This is a genomic window from Streptomyces sp. NPDC091272 (assembly GCF_044757485.1).
Lineage (GTDB): Bacteria > Actinomycetota > Actinomycetes > Streptomycetales > Streptomycetaceae > Streptomyces.
Genome location: NZ_JBIVVC010000007.1, coordinates 350,885 through 367,786 on the forward strand (window position 1 = coordinate 350,885; position 16,902 = coordinate 367,786).

Annotated in this window: 16 protein-coding genes and 1 riboswitch; of the genes, 9 read left to right on the top strand and 7 right to left on the bottom strand. The window is 73.0% G+C overall.

The window, feature by feature from the left end; all coding sequences use genetic code 11:
* Positions 1 to 67: 67 nt before the first annotated feature.
* Entirely contained in the window at positions 68 to 568 is a 501-nt protein-coding gene (locus ACIQM4_RS21755) for an SAV_6107 family HEPN domain-containing protein (RefSeq protein WP_401593915.1), read from the bottom strand.
* Between the two features lie 159 nt (positions 569 to 727).
* Between ACIQM4_RS21755 and ACIQM4_RS21760 the strand changes: the two genes are divergently transcribed.
* The 4 genes from ACIQM4_RS21760 (at position 728) to ACIQM4_RS21775 (ending at position 6,243) form a co-directional block, all read left to right on the top strand.
* On the top strand, positions 728 to 1,516 hold the full coding sequence (locus tag ACIQM4_RS21760; protein ID WP_401593918.1) for an ATP-binding cassette domain-containing protein: 789 nt from the start codon (positions 728 to 730) through the stop codon (positions 1,514 to 1,516).
* Positions 1,488 to 3,602, top strand: a complete 2,115-nt coding sequence (locus ACIQM4_RS21765; RefSeq protein WP_401593921.1) for a YhgE/Pip family protein — start codon at positions 1,488 to 1,490, stop codon at positions 3,600 to 3,602. Before ACIQM4_RS21760 ends, ACIQM4_RS21765 begins: the two co-directional genes overlap by 29 nt.
* Before the next feature lie 44 nt (positions 3,603 to 3,646).
* Entirely contained in the window at positions 3,647 to 4,261 is a 615-nt protein-coding gene (locus ACIQM4_RS21770; protein ID WP_401593924.1) for a TetR/AcrR family transcriptional regulator, read from the top strand.
* A gap of 467 nt (positions 4,262 to 4,728) precedes the next feature.
* A complete protein-coding gene (locus ACIQM4_RS21775; RefSeq protein WP_401593927.1) occupies positions 4,729 to 6,243 on the top strand; it encodes a phytoene desaturase family protein in 1,515 nt (504 codons plus the stop codon).
* Positions 6,244 to 6,284: 41 nt separating this feature from the next.
* Here the strand turns inward: ACIQM4_RS21775 and ACIQM4_RS21780 are convergent, their stop codons facing one another.
* The 6 genes from ACIQM4_RS21780 to ACIQM4_RS21805 all read right to left on the bottom strand — a co-directional run bounded on the left by ACIQM4_RS21780 (position 6,285) and on the right by ACIQM4_RS21805 (position 11,435).
* The gene (locus tag ACIQM4_RS21780; RefSeq protein ID WP_401593930.1) at positions 6,285 to 7,307 is read right to left on the bottom strand and encodes a hypothetical protein; all 1,023 of its coding nucleotides are present in this window, start codon (positions 7,305 to 7,307) and stop codon (positions 6,285 to 6,287) included.
* 75 nt (positions 7,308 to 7,382) lie between these two features.
* Entirely contained in the window at positions 7,383 to 8,336 is a 954-nt protein-coding gene (gene metF / locus ACIQM4_RS21785) for a methylenetetrahydrofolate reductase [NAD(P)H] (protein ID WP_401593933.1), read from the bottom strand.
* Positions 8,337 to 8,447: 111 nt separating this feature from the next.
* Positions 8,448 to 9,107, bottom strand: coding sequence for a thiamine phosphate synthase (thiE, locus tag ACIQM4_RS21790; RefSeq protein ID WP_401593936.1), 660 nt, complete (start codon positions 9,105 to 9,107; stop codon positions 8,448 to 8,450).
* Positions 9,108 to 9,376: 269 nt separating this feature from the next.
* Positions 9,377 to 9,742 (bottom strand): Rv2175c family DNA-binding protein, encoded by a 366-nt coding sequence (locus ACIQM4_RS21795; RefSeq protein WP_401593939.1) that lies wholly within the window; start codon positions 9,740 to 9,742, stop codon positions 9,377 to 9,379.
* An 81-nt stretch (positions 9,743 to 9,823) separates the two neighbouring features.
* Positions 9,824 to 11,032, bottom strand: coding sequence for an NAD(P)/FAD-dependent oxidoreductase (locus ACIQM4_RS21800; protein ID WP_401593941.1), 1,209 nt, complete (start codon positions 11,030 to 11,032; stop codon positions 9,824 to 9,826).
* A gap of 61 nt (positions 11,033 to 11,093) precedes the next feature.
* Positions 11,094 to 11,435, bottom strand: coding sequence for a hypothetical protein (locus ACIQM4_RS21805; RefSeq protein ID WP_401593944.1), 342 nt, complete (start codon positions 11,433 to 11,435; stop codon positions 11,094 to 11,096).
* 51 nt (positions 11,436 to 11,486) lie between these two features.
* A riboswitch (TPP riboswitch) is annotated at positions 11,487 to 11,599 on the top strand.
* Between ACIQM4_RS21805 and thiO the strand changes: the two genes are divergently transcribed.
* The 5 genes from thiO (at position 11,597) to ACIQM4_RS21830 (ending at position 16,874) form a co-directional block, all read left to right on the top strand.
* Complete coding sequence (thiO, locus tag ACIQM4_RS21810) at positions 11,597 to 12,796, top strand: glycine oxidase ThiO (RefSeq protein ID WP_401593947.1); 1,200 nt, start codon at positions 11,597 to 11,599, stop codon at positions 12,794 to 12,796. Its footprint overlaps the riboswitch before it by 3 nt.
* Positions 12,793 to 13,005: a sulfur carrier protein ThiS gene (thiS, locus tag ACIQM4_RS21815; RefSeq protein WP_401593950.1), complete on the top strand. Its 213-nt coding sequence runs from the start codon at positions 12,793 to 12,795 to the stop codon at positions 13,003 to 13,005. The genes thiO and thiS overlap by 4 nt, the downstream gene beginning before the upstream one ends.
* Positions 13,006 to 13,010: 5 nt before the next feature.
* Positions 13,011 to 13,805 carry a thiazole synthase gene (locus ACIQM4_RS21820; protein WP_401593953.1) on the top strand — a complete coding sequence of 265 codons (795 nt, stop codon included), beginning with the start codon at positions 13,011 to 13,013 and terminating at the stop codon, positions 13,803 to 13,805.
* Between the two features lie 213 nt (positions 13,806 to 14,018).
* Positions 14,019 to 15,920, top strand: a complete 1,902-nt coding sequence (gene pknB, locus ACIQM4_RS21825) for a Stk1 family PASTA domain-containing Ser/Thr kinase (protein WP_401593955.1) — start codon at positions 14,019 to 14,021, stop codon at positions 15,918 to 15,920.
* Positions 15,921 to 15,971: 51 nt separating this feature from the next.
* Positions 15,972 to 16,874: a deoxyribonuclease IV gene (locus ACIQM4_RS21830; RefSeq protein ID WP_401593958.1), complete on the top strand. Its 903-nt coding sequence runs from the start codon at positions 15,972 to 15,974 to the stop codon at positions 16,872 to 16,874.
* The last annotated feature ends 28 nt before the right edge of the window (positions 16,875 to 16,902 follow it).

A 16,902-nucleotide genomic window follows, 5' to 3' on the forward strand; every position in this document is an offset into this window, starting at 1 on the left:
CGAACGGTGCGGGCAACCCCGCGGTCAAGGCTCCGTCCAGCCTAATGGGCCCCGGGCCCCGCCCAGGTCACCCCGCCTGTACGGGTCCTGCGCCCGCCTCCTCCTCCCGGGCCCGGGGCAGCACCGGCTGGAGTACGAGCATCCGCTCGACGAGCCGCAGGAACATCGCGGCGTCGCGCACCAGGTCGTCGGCGTCCCGGGCGCTCGCCGCGGCGGATATGCCCGCCTCGGCGCGGGCCCTGCGCTCGGCGCCCGAGGCGAACAGTGCGCTCCACTCCGTCAGTTCGGGCGCGGTCTCCGGCAGCACCTCCCAGGCGCTGCGGATCCGCTGCCTGCGGCGAGGGGTGGATTCGGGGCGGCCCCGGGCGGCGAGGACCGCGGCGGCGGTGCGCAGCGCCGCCAGGTGGGCAGTGGCGTACCGCTCGTGGGCTGCAGCGGTGACGGCGGCCTCCTCCAGTCCCTGACGGGCCTGGGCGAGCAGGTCGAGGGCGGCCGGCGGCGCCGTGGAGCGGCGCTGCACCGGGTGGACGTCGGAGTGAGTATCGGCGTGGACACCAGGTCGAGCCATGACAAGCCTCCTGTCGTCGGGTCAACGGCGCACTGGCCGCATGTGCCCCACTGTGAGGCACGCCACTGACAATCCTTCCTGACCTGCCCTTTTACCCCGAGAGCCGTAGCGCATACTCTTTTGCACTGACCAGTCAGTTCAAAAAAAGGGGGAGGGTGCGTGGACAGCCCGCACACCGGGGCAGCGGTGACCGCAGTGGACTTCGGCCTCAAGGGCCCGCGCGGCTGGGCGTTCCGCGGGGTGCACTGCACCGCGCCCGCCGGGTCGTTCGTCGCGGTGGTGGGCCCTTCGGGGACCGGCCGCACGTGTCTGCTGCTCGCGCTCACCGGACGCATGCGTGCCACCGAAGGCCGCGCCGAGGTGGGCGGACTGCCGCTGCCTAAGAAGATGACGGCCGTACGGCGCCTCAGCGCGCTGGGCCCGGTGGCCGGGGTCAACGAGCTCGACCCCGCCTTCACCGTCGCCGAGCACCTGCGCGAACGGGCCCTGCTGCAGCGCCGCTTCGACGGTTCGCTGCGGTCGCTGCTACGGCGCCCCTCGGTGCGGCGGGCCGCGGCTCGGGCCAGGATCGAGACGGCGCTGACGGCGGCGGGGCTCGACCTCGCCACGCTGGCGAAGGGCGGGCGGACGTCCGTACGGGACCTGGAGCGGCTGGAGGCCCTGCGGCTGTCCGTCGGCCTCGCACTGATGGCGACGCCGCGGCTGCTCGCGGTCGACGACGCGGACCTGAAGCTGTCCGACGAGGAGCGTGCGCAGGCGTGGGAGCTGCTGCGATCCGTCGCGGCGGCGGGGACGACCGTGCTCGCGGTGTGCAGCGAGCCGCCCGAGGACGCGCTGCGGATCAGCACCGTGTCCCACGACGCGCACGACGCGCACAGCAGGTCAAGGACGCAGGACCCGACCGAGGAGGGGGCGGCCGATGCGCTCGCCGAAACTGGCCGCTCTTGAGCTGAAGAGGTTCGGCAGGGGCAGGATGCCGAGGGCCGCGCTGGTGGCTCTCCTGCTGCTGCCGCTGCTGTACGGCGCGCTGTACCTGTGGTCCTTCTGGGACCCGTACGGGCGCCTCGACAAGATCCCCGTGGCGCTCGTCAACGACGACAAGGGGGCGACCGTCGCGGGCAAGAGGATCGCCGCCGGTGACGAGATCACCGGGAAACTCCGCGACAGCAAGGTCTTCGACTGGCAGGAGGTCGGCGCCGACGAGGCGAAGGACGGGGTGGAGAACGGTTCGTACTACCTGTCCCTGACCATGCCGTCGGACTTCAGCGAGCGGATCGCCTCCAATTCGGGCGACCTTCCGGAGACCGGCGCACTCCAGGTGCGTACCAACGACTCCAACAACTACATCGTCGGGCAGATCTCCCGCACGGTGTTCTCCGAGGTCCGCACGGCCGCGTCCACCAACGCCTCGCGCACCTTCCTCGACAAGATCTTCATCTCGTTCTCCGACATCCACGACGCCACCGAGAAGGCGGCCAAGGGCGCGGGCGACCTCAAGGGCGGCATCGGGAAGGCGAAGAAGGGCTCCCAGGACCTCGCCAAGGGGCTGAAGAACGCCAAGAACGGCAGCGGGGAGCTGTCCGGCGGCATCAAGCGGCTCGACAAGGGCGCCGCGGACCTCGCGACCGGCTCCCGGCAGGTCGCCGACGGCACCAAGCAGCTGTCGCAGAAGGTCAACAAGGTCGCGGGCCAGGTCCGCCCCTACCTCCAGGACGACGGCAGATCGATCGCCCGCGCCGCCCAGCTGGTCGCGGACTCCGCGAAGGCGGCCCGCCACCACCTGGAGACCCTGGTGAAGGGCGCCCCGGTGGCCGCGAAGGACGCACGCGCGGCCTCGGACGACCTGGCCGCCGTGCACCAGGAGTTCTGCGTGGATCCGGCCGACGGCGAGGCCACCGCCCCGGACACCGCGGTCAGGGCGCGCGTCTGCCCCGCCCTCAAGAGGGGTGTGACGGCGGCGGCGAACGCTGCGAAGGTCGCGGCCGACGTCGACGCGACGGTCAGGGCCAACAAGGGCGACCTGACCACGCTGGACGGACGGCTCGCGGATCTGCGGACCAAGTCGCAGGCCCTGGTCCGCGAGGCACCGCACCTGGACGACGACCTGAAGTCCGCCGTCGCCAAGGTCAACGCGCTCAACTCCGGTGCCCAGAAGGTCTCCCAGGGCGCCGCCAAGCTGCACACAGGCCTCGCCTCGGCCCGTACCGGTGCCTCCGACCTCGACAAGGGCGTCGGCAGGCTGAGGACGGGGGCGAGCGATCTGGACGGCGGTCTGTTCAAACTCGCCGACGGCAGTTCGAAGCTGGCGGTCGGGCTGCACGACGGCGTGGCCAAGATCCCCGACTACGACAAGGACGCCCGGGACAAGCGGACCGAGGTGATGGCCGACCCGGTGAAGCTCGCCTCGCAGTCGATGCACAAGGCGCCCAACTACGGCACCGGGTTCGCCCCGTACTTCATCCCGCTGTCCCTGTGGGTGGGCGCGATGGTGGCCTACATGCTGATCCAGCCGCTGAACCGGCGTGCGCTGGCCGCCGGAGCCTCCGCCTGGCGGATCGCCTTCGCGGGCTGGCTGCCGGTCGCGGCGCTCGGGGTGCTCCAGATCGCCGCGCTGATGTCCGTGCTCCACTTCGGACTCGGCCTCCAGATGGCGCGCACCGCCGGGACGCTGGCCTTCCTGGCCCTGGTGACGTGCTGCTTCTCCGCGATCGTGCAGTGGCTGAACGCCCGCTTCGGTGCGGCGGGACGCATCCTGGTGCTCGCCGTGCTGATGCTCCAGCTGACGTCGGCGGGCGGCACCTACCCGGTCCAGACGTCGCCGCCGTTCTTCAACGCGATCCACCCGTTCCTGCCCATGACGTACGTCGTCGAGGGGCTGCGCAGGCTCATCTCGGGCGGTCCCCTGGAACCGGTCTGGACGGGCAGTGCGGTGCTGGCCGCCTTCACCTTCGGCGCGCTCGCCCTGACGGCGCTGTCGGCACGGCGCAAGCAGGTGTGGACGCTGGATCGTCTCCACCCGGAGCTGAGTCTGTGAGCGCACAGCGGGAAGTGGGACGCGGACCTGTGAGAATCGACCTCATGGACAGCACCGGCACGCGCCGCCGCAACACCCGGCAGAAGCTCTACGAGGCGGCCGTGACCCTGATCGCCGAGAAGGGCTTCTCCTCGACCACGGTGGAGGAGATCGCCGACCGGGCCGGCGTCGCCAAGGGGACGGTGTACTACAACTTCAAGAGCAAGAGCGAGCTGTTCGAGGAGTTGCTGCGCCACGGCGTCGGACTGCTCACCGCCTCCCTCCAGGAGGCCGCCGACGCGACCGCCGCCGGGGGCGGCGGCAAGGTCGAGTCGCTGGACGCGATGATCCGGGCGGGGCTGGTGTTCATCGACCGCTACCCGGCCTTCACCCAGCTGTACGTGGCCGAGCTGTGGCGCACCAACCGGGCGTGGCAGTCGACGCTCCTGGTGGTGCGTCAGCAGGCGGTGGCCGTGGTCGAGACCGTCCTCACCGAGGGGGTGACGAGCGGCGAGCTGAGCGCGGAGATCGACATCCCGCTGACCGCGGCGGCACTGGTGGGGATGGTGCTGGTGGCGGCGCTGGACTGGCAGGCGTTCCAGAGCGAGCGCTCGCTGGACGACGTCCACTCGGCGCTGTCGCGGCTGCTGCACGGCCGGGTGGGCGGCGCCCCGCACTGAGCACCCGGCCACGCGGCGGGGTGCGGGGTGCGGGGAGCGGGGTGCGGCCCTGAGTATCCGTACCTAGTACGAGAGATGAGTAGGTACACGGATGGGCTCCCACCTGCTCGGACGGCAGAGTGGGAACCACGGAAGGGGCGCTCGCGCCGAGACCGCCGACACGGGGCGGCGGAAGCGGCGCGGCACCCTGGACGCAACGGGGAGCGGGGTCACGGGGGAAGACGCACCGGCCCGGCGAGGCTCGGGGGGATCGGGCCTCACCGGGCCGGTGCTTTTCGTGTGCGCGGCGATGCTTTCGCGTGGGGGCGGTGCTCTCGGGTGCGCTGCGATGCTTTCGCGTGGGGGCGGTGCTCTCGGGTGCGGGCCGGTGTCTTCCGTGTGCCGGGGCGGTCGCGGGCCGGGCATCCGCCGGGGGTGGTGGGGGCGGGGCGCGAGGGATGTCGGTGGCGGCCGTTAGGGTCGCTGGCATGGCACGGATTGTGGTGATCGGCGCCGGGCTCGGCGCGATGGCGACCGCCGCCCGGCTGGCCGTCGCAGGCCACCGGGTGACGGTGTACGAGCGCGCGCGGACCTACGGGGGCTCGGTGGGCCGCTTCGAGCGGGACGGGTTCTCCTTCGACACGGGCCCCGACCTGCTGCACCTGCCCGCCGTGTACCGCGACCTGTTCGTGAAGACGGGCAAGGAGCCCCTCGAAGCGTGTGTCGAGATGGCCCAGGTCTCCCCGGCGAGCAGGCACTTCTTCCCGGACGGCACAACCGTCTCGCTGCCCGACGCCTCGCGCGCGGGCGTCGTCTCGGCGCTGGACGAGGCCCTGGGCGCCGGAATCGGCGCGCGGTGGGGCGAGTTCATGAACCGTGCCAGGGACGCCTGGGACCGGACGCGCCGACCGCTCCTCGAAGAGCCGTTGCGGGCCGACCGGCAGGTGCTGGGCCGCGATCCGTACCCCTCCGTACGGCACAGGCGGCTGCTGCGCCCCGACCGGCAGGCGGCCACCCTCGCCGAGGTCGCCGCCTGGGAGCTGGCCGACCCCCGGCTCGTCGCCCTGCTGGAGAGCTACGCGCTGGCGTACGGCCTGGATCCGCGGGACGCCCCCGCGTCGGCCGCCGTACTGCCCTATCTGGAGCAGACCTTCGGCAGCTGGTACGTGGCCGGCGGCACCGGGGAGCTCGCCCGCGCACTGTACGAACGGTGCCTGGCCCGCCGGGTGGAGTTCGTGTTCGGGGCCGAGGTCGCCGCGGTCGTCGAGAAGGACGGCAGGGCGGTGGGCGTGGAGCTGGCGGACGGGACGGCCGTCGACGCGGAAGCGGTGGTCGCCGCGGTACCGCCGGAGCGGCTGTCCGCGCTGCTGGGCGGGCGGGCGGCGGACGGGACACCGGCGCAGCGGCCGGCGCCGGTGCGGGCCGGCCGGGTGTCGGTCTTCCTGGCCCTCGACGGGGCGCGGGAGCCGGGCGCCGTGCACCGGAGCGTGGTGCACCCGGCGGACCGGGAGTCCGAGCTCGCCGAGGTCTTCGACGGATCTCCCCGCGGCCCTCTCGACCCGACCGTGTTCGTGTCCCGCCCCGACGATCCGGCCCTGCGTCCCGACGGCGGGCACGAGAGCGTGGTGCTCACCGCGGCCGCCCCGGCGCACGGTGTGCACGACTGGCGCACCCCGGGCTCGGCCGACCGCTGGGCCGACCGCATGGTGGCCGCCGCTGCGGTCGCGGTCCCAGGCCTTACCGACCGGATCCGGCTGCGCGAGGTCCGTACGCCCCTGGACACCCGTCTCGCGACCGGCGCGGCGGACGGTGCGGTTCCGCCGCCCTCGCTGGCCGGTCGGTCCGGCCGCTTCCTCGCCCCGTCCAACACCACCGTGCTGCCCGGTCTGTTCGCGGCAGGCGGCTGGGCGCACCCGGGCGGCGGGCTCGCGCACGCCGGGATGTCGGGGGCGCTGGTCGCCGGGCTGATCGTGGAGGGCGACGGCTTCCGCGGCTCGCAGTGACGCGCCGCACGGGAGGCCGGTGACGACGCCCGGCACAGGGTTCAGTACCGGTACTGGCCGTTCGCCCCGGTGTCGTAGCCGTTCGGCTGGCCGGCCGGCTGCTGCGGCGCCTCCGGGCCGAGCGGCTGCTCGCCGTCGCGCTGGTGCGGCACCCACACCCCGCCGGGCGGCGTCTCGCCCGCGTAACCGTCGCCGTACCCACCGCTGTACTGCTGCTGGCCGGCGTACGGGTCGTAGTCACCGCCGCCGTAGGACTGGCTGCCGATGTACGGGTCGGAGTAGGCGGCGTACTGCTGCTGCCCGCCGCCGTACGTGTAGGCCCCGGAATGGTCGTCGCCCTGGCCGCCCTGCGGGTCGTAGCCCGGGTAGGTCCCGCCGCCGTAGGGCGCGGAGGAGCCGTAGATCCCGTACCCGTTGGTGTCGTCGGGCATGGGCTGCGGGTCGTAGAGCGCGCTCTGCGGTTCGGGGTGGGCGGTCGTGCCGTGCTGCCCCTGGGAGGCAGGGCCCGGCGCTCCGTCGAAGCCCTGCGCCGGGTCGTAGCCGTTGGTACCGCTGAAGGCGTTCGCACCTTCGAAGGCGTTGGCCCTGTCGTATCCCGGTGCGGCGTCGTATCCCGAAGGACGGTCGTAGCCCGGTGCCCCGTCGAAGCCGTTCGCCGGCTCGAAGCCGTTCGCCGGCTCGAAGCCGGGTGCGTCGTAGCCCGCGGCGGGCCCGCCCTGTCCCGCGTACTCCAGGTCCGAGACCTGCAACGTCGGCTGCTGTGCGGCGGATTCGTCCGCACCGCCCCTGCGGCGCTTGCTCTCACCCGGACTGCCGCCGATCGCCCAGCCCGTGGAGAAACCGCGGCGGAAGGAGAGCGTGACGTACGTCTGGCCGACGGCGAACGCGACGGCGCCCGCCGCGATCACCAGGACGGACGGCAGCAGCACGCCGACCACGACGACGGCGAAGCCCGCGAAGGCGAGCACCCGCCAGCGCAACCGCGCCTTGTACTGCAACAGCACTTCGCCGAGCAGCCACAGCGCGACGACGCCGAATGCGATGTAGAGGACCGTCCAGCCCATGTACGCCCCTCTCCTGCTGCCGCGGATCCCCTGGTGGACTCGGCGGCGCGAGTACAGCTGTGGTGACTGCGCCGACTACGGCCGCGTCGACGGTGACGTCGGGCCGTGCGTCTCGTGCGTGTCGTGCAGTCCGAGATTCTCGTAGATCTCAAGTGTCGCCGTCGAGTTGTTCAGCGTGATGAAGTGCATTCCCGGTACACCTTCGGCAAGCAGCTTCGCGCAGAACTCGGTGGCGAACTCGATGCCAATGGAGCGTACAGCGGCCGGATCGTCCTTGACCGCGAGGATGCGCTCTTTCACGGCGTCCGGGAAATGCGCGTTGCTGAGCTGCGGAAGCCTGTCCAGCTGCTTGACCAGGGTGACGGGCATCACCTCGGGGATGATCGGGGTGTCGCAGCCGGCCGCCTGGACGCGGTCGCGCATCCGCAGATAACTCTCCGGGTCGAAGAACATCTGGGTGATGGCGTAATCGGCACCGGCCCGGCACTTCTCCACGAAGTGGCGGATGTCGGAATCCCAGCTGTCCGAGCGTGGGTGCATCTCGGGAAATGCGGCGACACCGACGCAGAAATCACCCGACTCCTTGATGAGCGCCACGAGTTCGGAGGCGTACGTCACACCTTCCGGGTGCCGCACCCATTCGCCCATCGGGTCGCCGGGCGGGTCGCCGCGCACCGCGAGGATGTTCCTGATGCCGGCGTCGGCGTACTGCCCGACCATGTTGCGCAGTTCGGCGATCGAGTGGTCGACGGCGGTGAGGTGCGCGACGGGCGTCAGGGTGGAGTCGGAGGCGATCTTCTGGGTGGCCTTGACCGTGCCTTCGCGGGTGGAACCGCCCGCGCCGTAGGTCACGGAGACGAAACTCGGGCCCACCGCCTCGACGCGACGCAGGGCGTTCCAGAGGTTCTGCTCACCCTTCTCGGTCCTGCGTGCCGAGAATTCGAAGGAAAACGACGTCTTTCCGGTCTCCAGCAGCTCACGCACCGTAAGTGCGCGATCGGATCTGGTGGAAGCTGTGCCATGGGCCATGCCGAAAGGTTAGCCAGGGGCACGGCACAGCCCCAACCGAGCAGGCGCCAAAGTTCCGTTATGCCGGTTTCTTGTCCACCCTTCGGACAGTTGACCGGCAACCGCCTGGCGCTATCGGTCGTATGACCTGATCCGTTTGGCCAGGTCGGCCGCGGCCACGGCCGGGTCGGCTGCCTGGGTGAGGGCCCGGACCACCACGACCCGGCGGGCGCCCGCGGCCAGCACCTCGTCGAGGTTCTGCTCGTCGATGCCGCCGATGGCGAACCACGGCCTGGCCGTTCCCAGCGAGGCCGCGTACCGCACCAGGCCGAGGCCGGGGGCGAACCGTCCCGGCTTGGTGGGGGTGGGCCAGCAGGGGCCGGCGCAGAAGTAGTCGACGCCCGGCTCGGCCGCGGCGGCGTCGACCTCGGCCTCCGCGTGCGTGGAGCGGCCGATCAGGACGTCGTCGCTGCGGGAGCCGAGGATGGCGCGGGCGGCAGGGACCGGCAGGTCGCCCTGGCCGAGGTGGAGGACGTCGGCGCCGATGGCGTGCGCCACGTCGGCGCGGTCGTTCACGGCCAGCAGCTTGCCGTGCTTGCGGCAGGCGTCGGCGAGGACGGCCAGGTGCTCCAGCTCCTCGCCTGCCTCCATGCCCTTGTCACGGAGCTGGACGATGTCGACCCCCGAGGAGAGCACCGCGTCGAGGAAGGCCGGGAGGTCTCCCTGTTCCTTCCGGGCGTCCGTGCAGAGGTAGAGCCGGGCGTCGGCGAGCTGCGCGCTGGGCGTGGGCATGGTGCGGTTCCCCCCGGGGCCGACGGGGTGTCCCCCGTCGTAGGTCGGCGGGGTCGTCCCCCGCGCTCGGTCGGCGGGGCGCTCCCCGCGCTCGGTCGGTGAGGTCGGCCGCCGCGGGGCGGCTGGGTCGCTCCCCGCGCTGCGGCGGCAGGGGGGCGTCCCGCGTCGTCACCCGGCGGGGCCGTCCCCGTGGTGGTGCGGCGGCGGGTGTGCGGCGCACCCCGAGGGGCGGACCGCACACCGCCGAGAGGTGGTGCGGCGTCGTTCGTTCAGAGGGCGAGCGCCTGGGCGCGGCGCTTCACCTCCGTGCCGCGATTCTCGCTCAGGGCCTGGGCGGGGGTGCCGGGCAGGGTCGGGTCGGCGGTGAACAGCCACTCCAGCATCTCCTCGTCGGAGAAGCCGTCGTCCTTGAGGACCGTCAGCAGGCCGGGCAGGCCCTTGACGATCTTGTCGCCGTCGAGGAAGGCGGCAGGCACCTGGAGCGCGCGGTTCTCACCCCGCCGCACGGCGATGAGCTGGCCGTCCTTCACCAGCTGCCGCACCTTCGTCACCTCCAGGTCGAGCATCTCCGCGATGTCGGGGAGGTAGAGCCAGGCGGGGACGAGGGAATCGATCTTTGCGTCAATCTCGGTCACAGGACAAGCCTGCCACCTGGGACCGACAGCCGGTACCCGGGCCCGTCCGGGCGGGGGATCCGCCCTGCCCCGCTGGGGCCCCTACAGCTTCCGCACGGCCGATTTCAGCGGTACGGAGGGATCGGCGGCCAGCTCCGGGTCGAGCGCCGCCCCCGCCTCCACCAGCTTGCGCCCCTGCGCCAGGTCGCGCGGGCGGCCCACCGCGAGCAGGGCCACCAGGGCGCCGCCGCGCAGCCAGCACACCGACCAGGAGAGGCCGCCGGGGTCGCCGCGCCAGATCATCTCGTCGGCGTCCGCGTGATGGCCGACGTACTGCACGAAGCGGCCGAACTGCTCGGACCAGAAGTACGGCACGGGGTCGTAGGGCAGCGTGGCGCCGCCCAGGATGTTCGCGGCGACGGTGCGCGGGCCCTGCAGCGCGTTGTCCCAGTGGTGCACGAGCAGCCGGGCGCCGTACCGCCCGGAGGGGAAGGAGGCGCAGTCGCCCACCGCGTGCACGTCGGGGGCCGAGGTGCGCAGGTGCGCGTCCGCCGTGACGGAGCCGTCCGGGCCGAGCTCGATCCCGGAGCCCGCCAGCCAGGCCGTCGCGGGTCTGGCGCCGACGCCGACGAGGACGGCGCCGGCCGGGATGCGGCGGCCGTCGGCGAGGAGCACCGCGCCCGGCTCGACCGCCGCCACGCGCGCGTGGGTGAGGAGCTCGGCTCCCCCTTCGGCGTACCAGGCGGACATCGGGGCGGCGATCTCGGCGGGCATCGTCCCGGCGAGCGGCCGGTCGGCGGCCTCCACCACGGTGACCGTGCAGCCGGCCTCCCTGGCGGCGGTGGTGAACTCGGCACCGATCCAGCCCGCGCCGACCACCACCACGTCCTGCTGCGCCTCCAGCACCGGGCGCAGCCGCAGTGCGTCGTCGAGCGTGCGCAGCAGATGGACGCCCGGCACACCGACGGTGCCGGGCAGGGTGACCGGGTCCGCCCCGGTGGCCAGGACCAGCGAGTCGTACGCGAGAGGGCCGGCCGGGGTGTCGATCTCGTGGTCCGCCGGGCGTACCCCGGTGACCTGGAGCCCCAGCCGGAGCTCGACCCCGAGCGCGTCGAAGTCGACCTCGAAGGCCGTCGTCCCGGTCTTGCCGAGCAGGACCGCCTTGGACAGCGGCGGCCGGTCGTACGGCGGGTGGTGCTCGGCGCCGATCAAGGTGATCCGGCCCTCGAAACCCTGCTCCCGCAGGGCCACCGCGGTCTGCACACCGGCCATGCCCGCGCCGACGACGACGATTCGTTTCTGCTCGCTCACCCGATCACCTTACGTATCTGACGCCCCGTCAGGAAGGGCTCCTCGCACGGGTCCGGGTCCGTCAGGACGCGAGCTCCTCGACCACGCTCGTGCCACTGCCGTCCTGGGAGTCCCATGCCCAGCTCTCCCGGAGCCGAACGCGGCCGTCCACGAGGAGCGTGACCTCGGACAGACAGTGTCCGGACGATGTCGTTCCGTCCCGCTTCAGCTGTACGTACCTGAAGTCGAGCCGGTCCCCCGCGCGCGTGCCGACCAGATGCCCGCGCACCACGTCACCGCCCGCGTAATCGGCCCAGATCACGCCGTCCTGCTCGTGGTAGGCAAAGCGGGTGGCGGTGCCGACCTGCCCCGGGGCCTGGTCGGCGACCGGCGCGAGGAGAAGTCCGTCGAGCGAACGGGGCACGGGGGCGCTCCCTCACAGTACGTGGAACCCAAGGATTAGTCTGGTCACCGTACAAGCACTCACGGGAGCCCGGCGGACCGGGCTGAGAGGGAGGCGCCACCGGCCTCCGACCGTACGAACCTGATCCGGATCATGCCGGCGAAGGGAGGGGCTGGACGCCCATGCAGTCTTCTGAACCCTCGGGACAACGGCCGTACGACGTCCTGGTGATCGGGGGCGGGATCATCGGTCTGGTCACCGCCTGGCGGGCCGCGCAGCGCGGTCTGCGCACCGCGCTCGCCGACCCGGAACCGGGTCGCGGCGCGGCCGGGGTGGCGGCCGGAATGCTCGCCGCCGTCACCGAGCTCCACCACGGCGAGCAGACCCTGCTCGCTCTCAACCTCGCCTCCGCGCGCCGCTTTCCGGACTTCGTGGCCGAGCTCCAGGAGGTGTCCGGGCAGGACACCGGCTACCGCGCGTGCGGCACGCTCGCCGTCGCCCTGGACGCCGACGACCGGGCCCACCTGCGTGAACTGCACACCCTGCAACGGCAGTCCGGGCTGGAGTCGGAGTGGCTGACCGGACGAGAGTGCCGCCGCCTGGAGCCGATGCTCGCCCCCGGCGTGCGCGGCGGGCTGCGGGTGGACGGCGACCACCAGGTCGACCCCAGACGCCTGGCAGCGGCCCTCGTGACGGCCTGCGGTCGCGCCGGTGTGGTGGTGCACCGTGCGGCAGCGGAGAGGCTGTCCGTCGTACGGGACCGGGCGGCGGGCGCCCTGCTGGCCGACGGGAGCGAGCTGGTCGCCGACCAGGTGGTGCTGGCGGCCGGGTCGCTCAGCGGCCGGCTCGCCGGGGTACCGCCAGAGGTGCTGCCACCGGTGCGCCCGGTCAAGGGGCAGGTGCTGCGGCTGACGGTGCCGCCCTCGTACGCGCCGTTCCTGAGCCGTACGGTGCGCGCCGTGGTGCGCGGCGGCGAGGTCTATCTGGTGCCGCGTGAGAACGGTGAGCTGGTACTCGGCGCGACCTCCGAGGAACTGGGCTGGGACACCACCGTCACCGCGGGCGGCGTCTACGAGCTGCTGCGCGACGCCCACGAGCTGGTCCCGGGCATCACCGAGCTGCCGCTCACCGAGACCAGGGCGGGGCTGCGTCCCTGCTCCCCCGACAACGCCCCGCTGCTCGGGCCGACCGCCCTGCCGGGCCTGCTGCTCGCCACCGGGCACCACCGCAACGGGGTGCTGCTGACGCCCGTCACCGGGGACGTCATGGCGGACGTGCTGACCACCGGCGAGCTCCCGGGCCCGGCGAGGCCGTTCACCCCGCGGCGCTTCGCGCCCGTACCCCCGCCCGTACGACAGGAACGACAGGAGCTGTCCGCATGAGTACCTCGGTGCACGTGACCATGAACGGCGAGGGGCACCAGGTCTCCGTCGGCACGACCCTCGGCGACCTCGTCGCGACGCTCACGCGCGCCCACGCGGGCGTGGCCGCCGCACTCAACGAGACAGTGGTACCGCGGGGCCGGTGGGCGGCCACCGCCCTCGGTGACGGCGACCGCGTGGAAGTACTGACCGCGGTCCAGGGAGGCTGAAGGACATGGCGGACGATCTCTTCGAACTGGGCGGCGCCGGCTTCTCGTCCCGGCTGATCATGGGGACGGGCGGCGCGCCGAGCCTGGACGTGCTGGAGCGCTCGCTCGTCGCCTCGGGCACCGAGCTGACGACGGTCGCGATGCGCAGGCTGGACCCGTCGGTGCAGGGCTCCGTGCTGTCCCTGCTGGAGCGGCTGGGCATCCGGGTGCTGCCCAACACGGCGGGCTGCTACACGGCGGGCGAGGCCGTGCTCACGGCGCGGCTCGCACGGGAGGCGCTGGGCACGGACTGGGTGAAGCTGGAGGTCATCGCGGACGAGCGGACCCTGCTGCCCGATCCGGTCGAGCTGCTGGACGCGGCGGAGCTGCTGGTCGACGACGGCTTCACCGTGCTCCCGTACACGAACGACGACCCGGTGCTCGCGCGGAAGCTGGAGGACGTGGGCTGCGCGGCGGTGATGCCGCTGGGCTCGCCGATCGGCTCCGGGCTCGGCATCCGCAACCCGCACAACTTCGAGCTGATCGTGGAGCGGGCCGGGGTGCCGGTGATCCTGGACGCGGGGGCGGGGACCGCGTCGGACGCGGTGCTGGCGATGGAGCTGGGGTGCGCGGGTGTGATGCTCGCCTCGGCGGTGACCCGGGCGCAGGAGCCGGTGCTGATGGCGGAGGCGATGCGCCACGGGGTGGAGGCGGGGCGGCTCGCGTACCGGGCGGGGCGGATTCCGCGCCGGTACTTCGCGCGGGCGTCGTCCCCGGAGGAGGGGCGGGCCAGGCTGGACCCGGAGCGGCCGGCGTTCTGAGGGGGGCGGGGGCTGCGGGGGGGCGCTGCGTCGGAGGGAGCGGGGCCGGGGGCGCGGGCCGGGGCGTCAGCGGGAGTGGGGCCGGGGCTCGGGCGAGGGCGCGGCGTCCGCCGGGGGCCGCTCCCTTGCCCGCCCTGTCACAGCTCGGCTTCAGTACGGGTGGCTGTGGGGATCGTCGTCCGGCCCGTCGCCACCGGCTCGTAGACTCCCTTCGTGGACACGACCCTCCAGGACCCCCTCGTCGGGCAGCTGCTCGACGGCCGCTACCGCGTCGAGGCACGCATTGCCGTCGGCGGGATGGCCACGGTCTACCGGGCCGTGGACACCCGGCTCGACCGGGAGCTCGCGCTCAAGGTGATGCACCCCTCGCTGGCCGCCGACGGCTCCTTCGTCGAGCGGTTCATCCGGGAGGCCAAGTCCGTCGCCCGGCTCGCGCACCCCAACGTGGTCGGCGTCTTCGACCAGGGCACCGACGGGAACTACGTCTACCTGGCGATGGAGTACGTCGCCGGCTGCACCCTGCGCGACGTGCTGCGCGAGCGCGGCGCCCTCCAGCCGCGGGCCGCGCTCGACATCCTGGAGCCGGTGCTTGCCGCCCTGGGCGCCGCGCACCGCGCCGGGTTCGTGCACCGTGACATGAAGCCGGAGAACGTCCTGATCGGGGACGACGGCCGGGTGAAGGTCGCCGACTTCGGTCTCGTACGCGCCGTGGACACGGTCACCAGCACGACGGGGTCCGTCCTCGGCACGGTGTCCTACCTCGCCCCCGAGCAGATCGAGCACGGCACCGCCGACACCCGCGCCGACGTGTACGCCTGCGGTGTGGTCCTGTACGAGATGCTCACCGGCGCCAGGCCGCACTCCGGCGCCACCCCCGCCCAGGTGCTCTACCTCCACCTCAACGAGGACGTGCCGCCGCCGTCCGCCACGGCCGACGGCCTGGCCCCCGAGCTCGACGAGCTGGTGGCGCGCGCCACCGCACGCGATCCGCAGGCCCGGCCGTTCGACGCGGTGGAGCTGCTGGGGCTGACGCGGGCCGCGCGGGCCGTGCTCGACGACGCGCAGCTGGACGTGGTGCCGCCGCGCGCGAAGGAGGCGCCGAGCGCCGGTCCCGAGGAGCGGACCAGCGTGATCCCGCGCACCCTGCCCACCGAACAGCACACCAGCAGGCTGCGGACGCCGCTGCCGCAGGAGCCCGTGCCTGCGCGCCGGCGGCGGCCGTCGCCCTCGCGCCGCGGACTGCTGGCGCTGGTCACGGCCGTGCTGTTGGTGCTGGGACTCGGCGCCGGGGTCTGGTACATCAACTCCGGACAGTTCACCCAGGTCCCGCCGCTGCTGAGCCAGTCGGAGAAGGACGCCCGCACGAAGCTGGCAGCCGCCGGTCTCGACGTGAAGGGCGTGGACCGAAAGTTCAGCGACACCGTCGCGCGCGGCGCCGTACTGAACAGCGACCCGGCGCCCGGCGAGCGGATCCGCACCAACGGCTCGGTGACCCTGGTCCTCTCGCGCGGCCCCGAGATCGTGAAGGTCCCCGACCTCGCCCGGGTGCCGCTCGCGAAGGCCAGGGACGAGCTGAAGGACGCGGGGCTGGCGCCCGGCGTCGTCACCAAGGCGTTCAGCGAGGACGTCCCGCAGGGCGCCGTGATCAGTACGGACCCCGCGGCCGGGAGCGGCCGGGCGCCGGACTCCGCGGTGGCGATGGTCGTCAGCAAGGGCTCCCCGGTGGACGTGCCGTCCGTGACCGGGCAGGACGTCGACGCCGCCAGGAGCAGGCTCGAAGGGCTCGGCCTGAAGGTCACCGTCGCGCCGGGGCAGGTCCACTCCCCCGTGGAGGCGGGCAAGGTGGCACGGCAGTCGGCGGCCGAGGGAACCCGCCTCGGCGAGGGCGAGCGCGTCACGCTCACCGTCTCCAAGGGGCCCCGGATGATCCAGGTGCCCGACGTGGTCGGCAAGGACCGCGACGAGGCGGCCCGCGCCCTGAAGGAGGCGGGCTTCGCGGTCGAGGTGGAGCGGCCGTTCCTGTCCTTCAGCAAGGTGATCGACAAGCAGTCGGTGGCCGGCGGCGAGCGGGCCCCGGAGGGCAGCACGATCACCATCACGACGAAGGTCCTCTAGCCGGAGGCCTGCGGCCAGGGGTGTCGGTGGGGTGCGGCATCCTGGACGGTGATGAGCACCGCAGACACTCCCACCCAGCCCCCCGCCGCAGTCCCCGTGCCCCGCAACCCGGTCGGCGGTCACATCCCCGTCGCGGGCGGACTCGCCTCGACCGGGCTGCCGTACGCCCGTGAGATGGGCGCGGAGGCCGTCCAGGTCTTCGTGGCCAACCCGCGCGGCTGGGCGACCCCGGCAGGCAACCCCGCGCAGGACGAGAAGTTCCGCACCGCCTGCGCCGAGGCGCGGATCCCGGCGTACGTCCACGCCCCGTACCTGATCAACTTCGGTTCGCACACCGCGGCGACGGCCGAGAGGTCGGTGGACTCACTGCGTCACTCGCTGCGCAGGGCCCGCGACATCGGCGCCCTGGGGGTCGTGGTGCACACGGGCTCGGCGACCGGTGGGCGGCCCCGCGCGCAGGCCCTGGCACAGGTCCGGGAGCACATGCTGCCGCTGCTCGACGAGCTGACCCACGAGGACGACCCGTACCTCCTCCTGGAGTCGACCGCCGGACAGGGCTTCTCGCTCTGCTCGCGGACCTGGGACTTCGGCCCGTACTTCGAGGCCCTGGACTCGCATCCCAGGCTGGGTGTCTGTCTCGACACGTGCCACATCTTCGCGGCGGGCCACGACCTGGCGGGACCGGGCGGTATGAAGCAGACCCTCGACCTGCTGGTGGACACCGTCGGTGAGGGGCGCCTCAAGCTGGTCCACGCCAACGACTCCAAGGACGTCACCGGGGCGCACAAGGACAGGCACGAGAACATCGGCGCGGGGCACATCGGCGAGGAGCCGTTCCGTGAACTGTTCGCGCACCCGGCGACCGAGGGGGTGCCGCTGGTGATCGAGACCCCCGGCGGCAAGGAGGGGCACGCGGCGGACGTGGCCCGGCTGAAGGCGCTGCGCGCGTTCTGAGCCCCCGCGGGCCCGCGGGCCGCCCTTC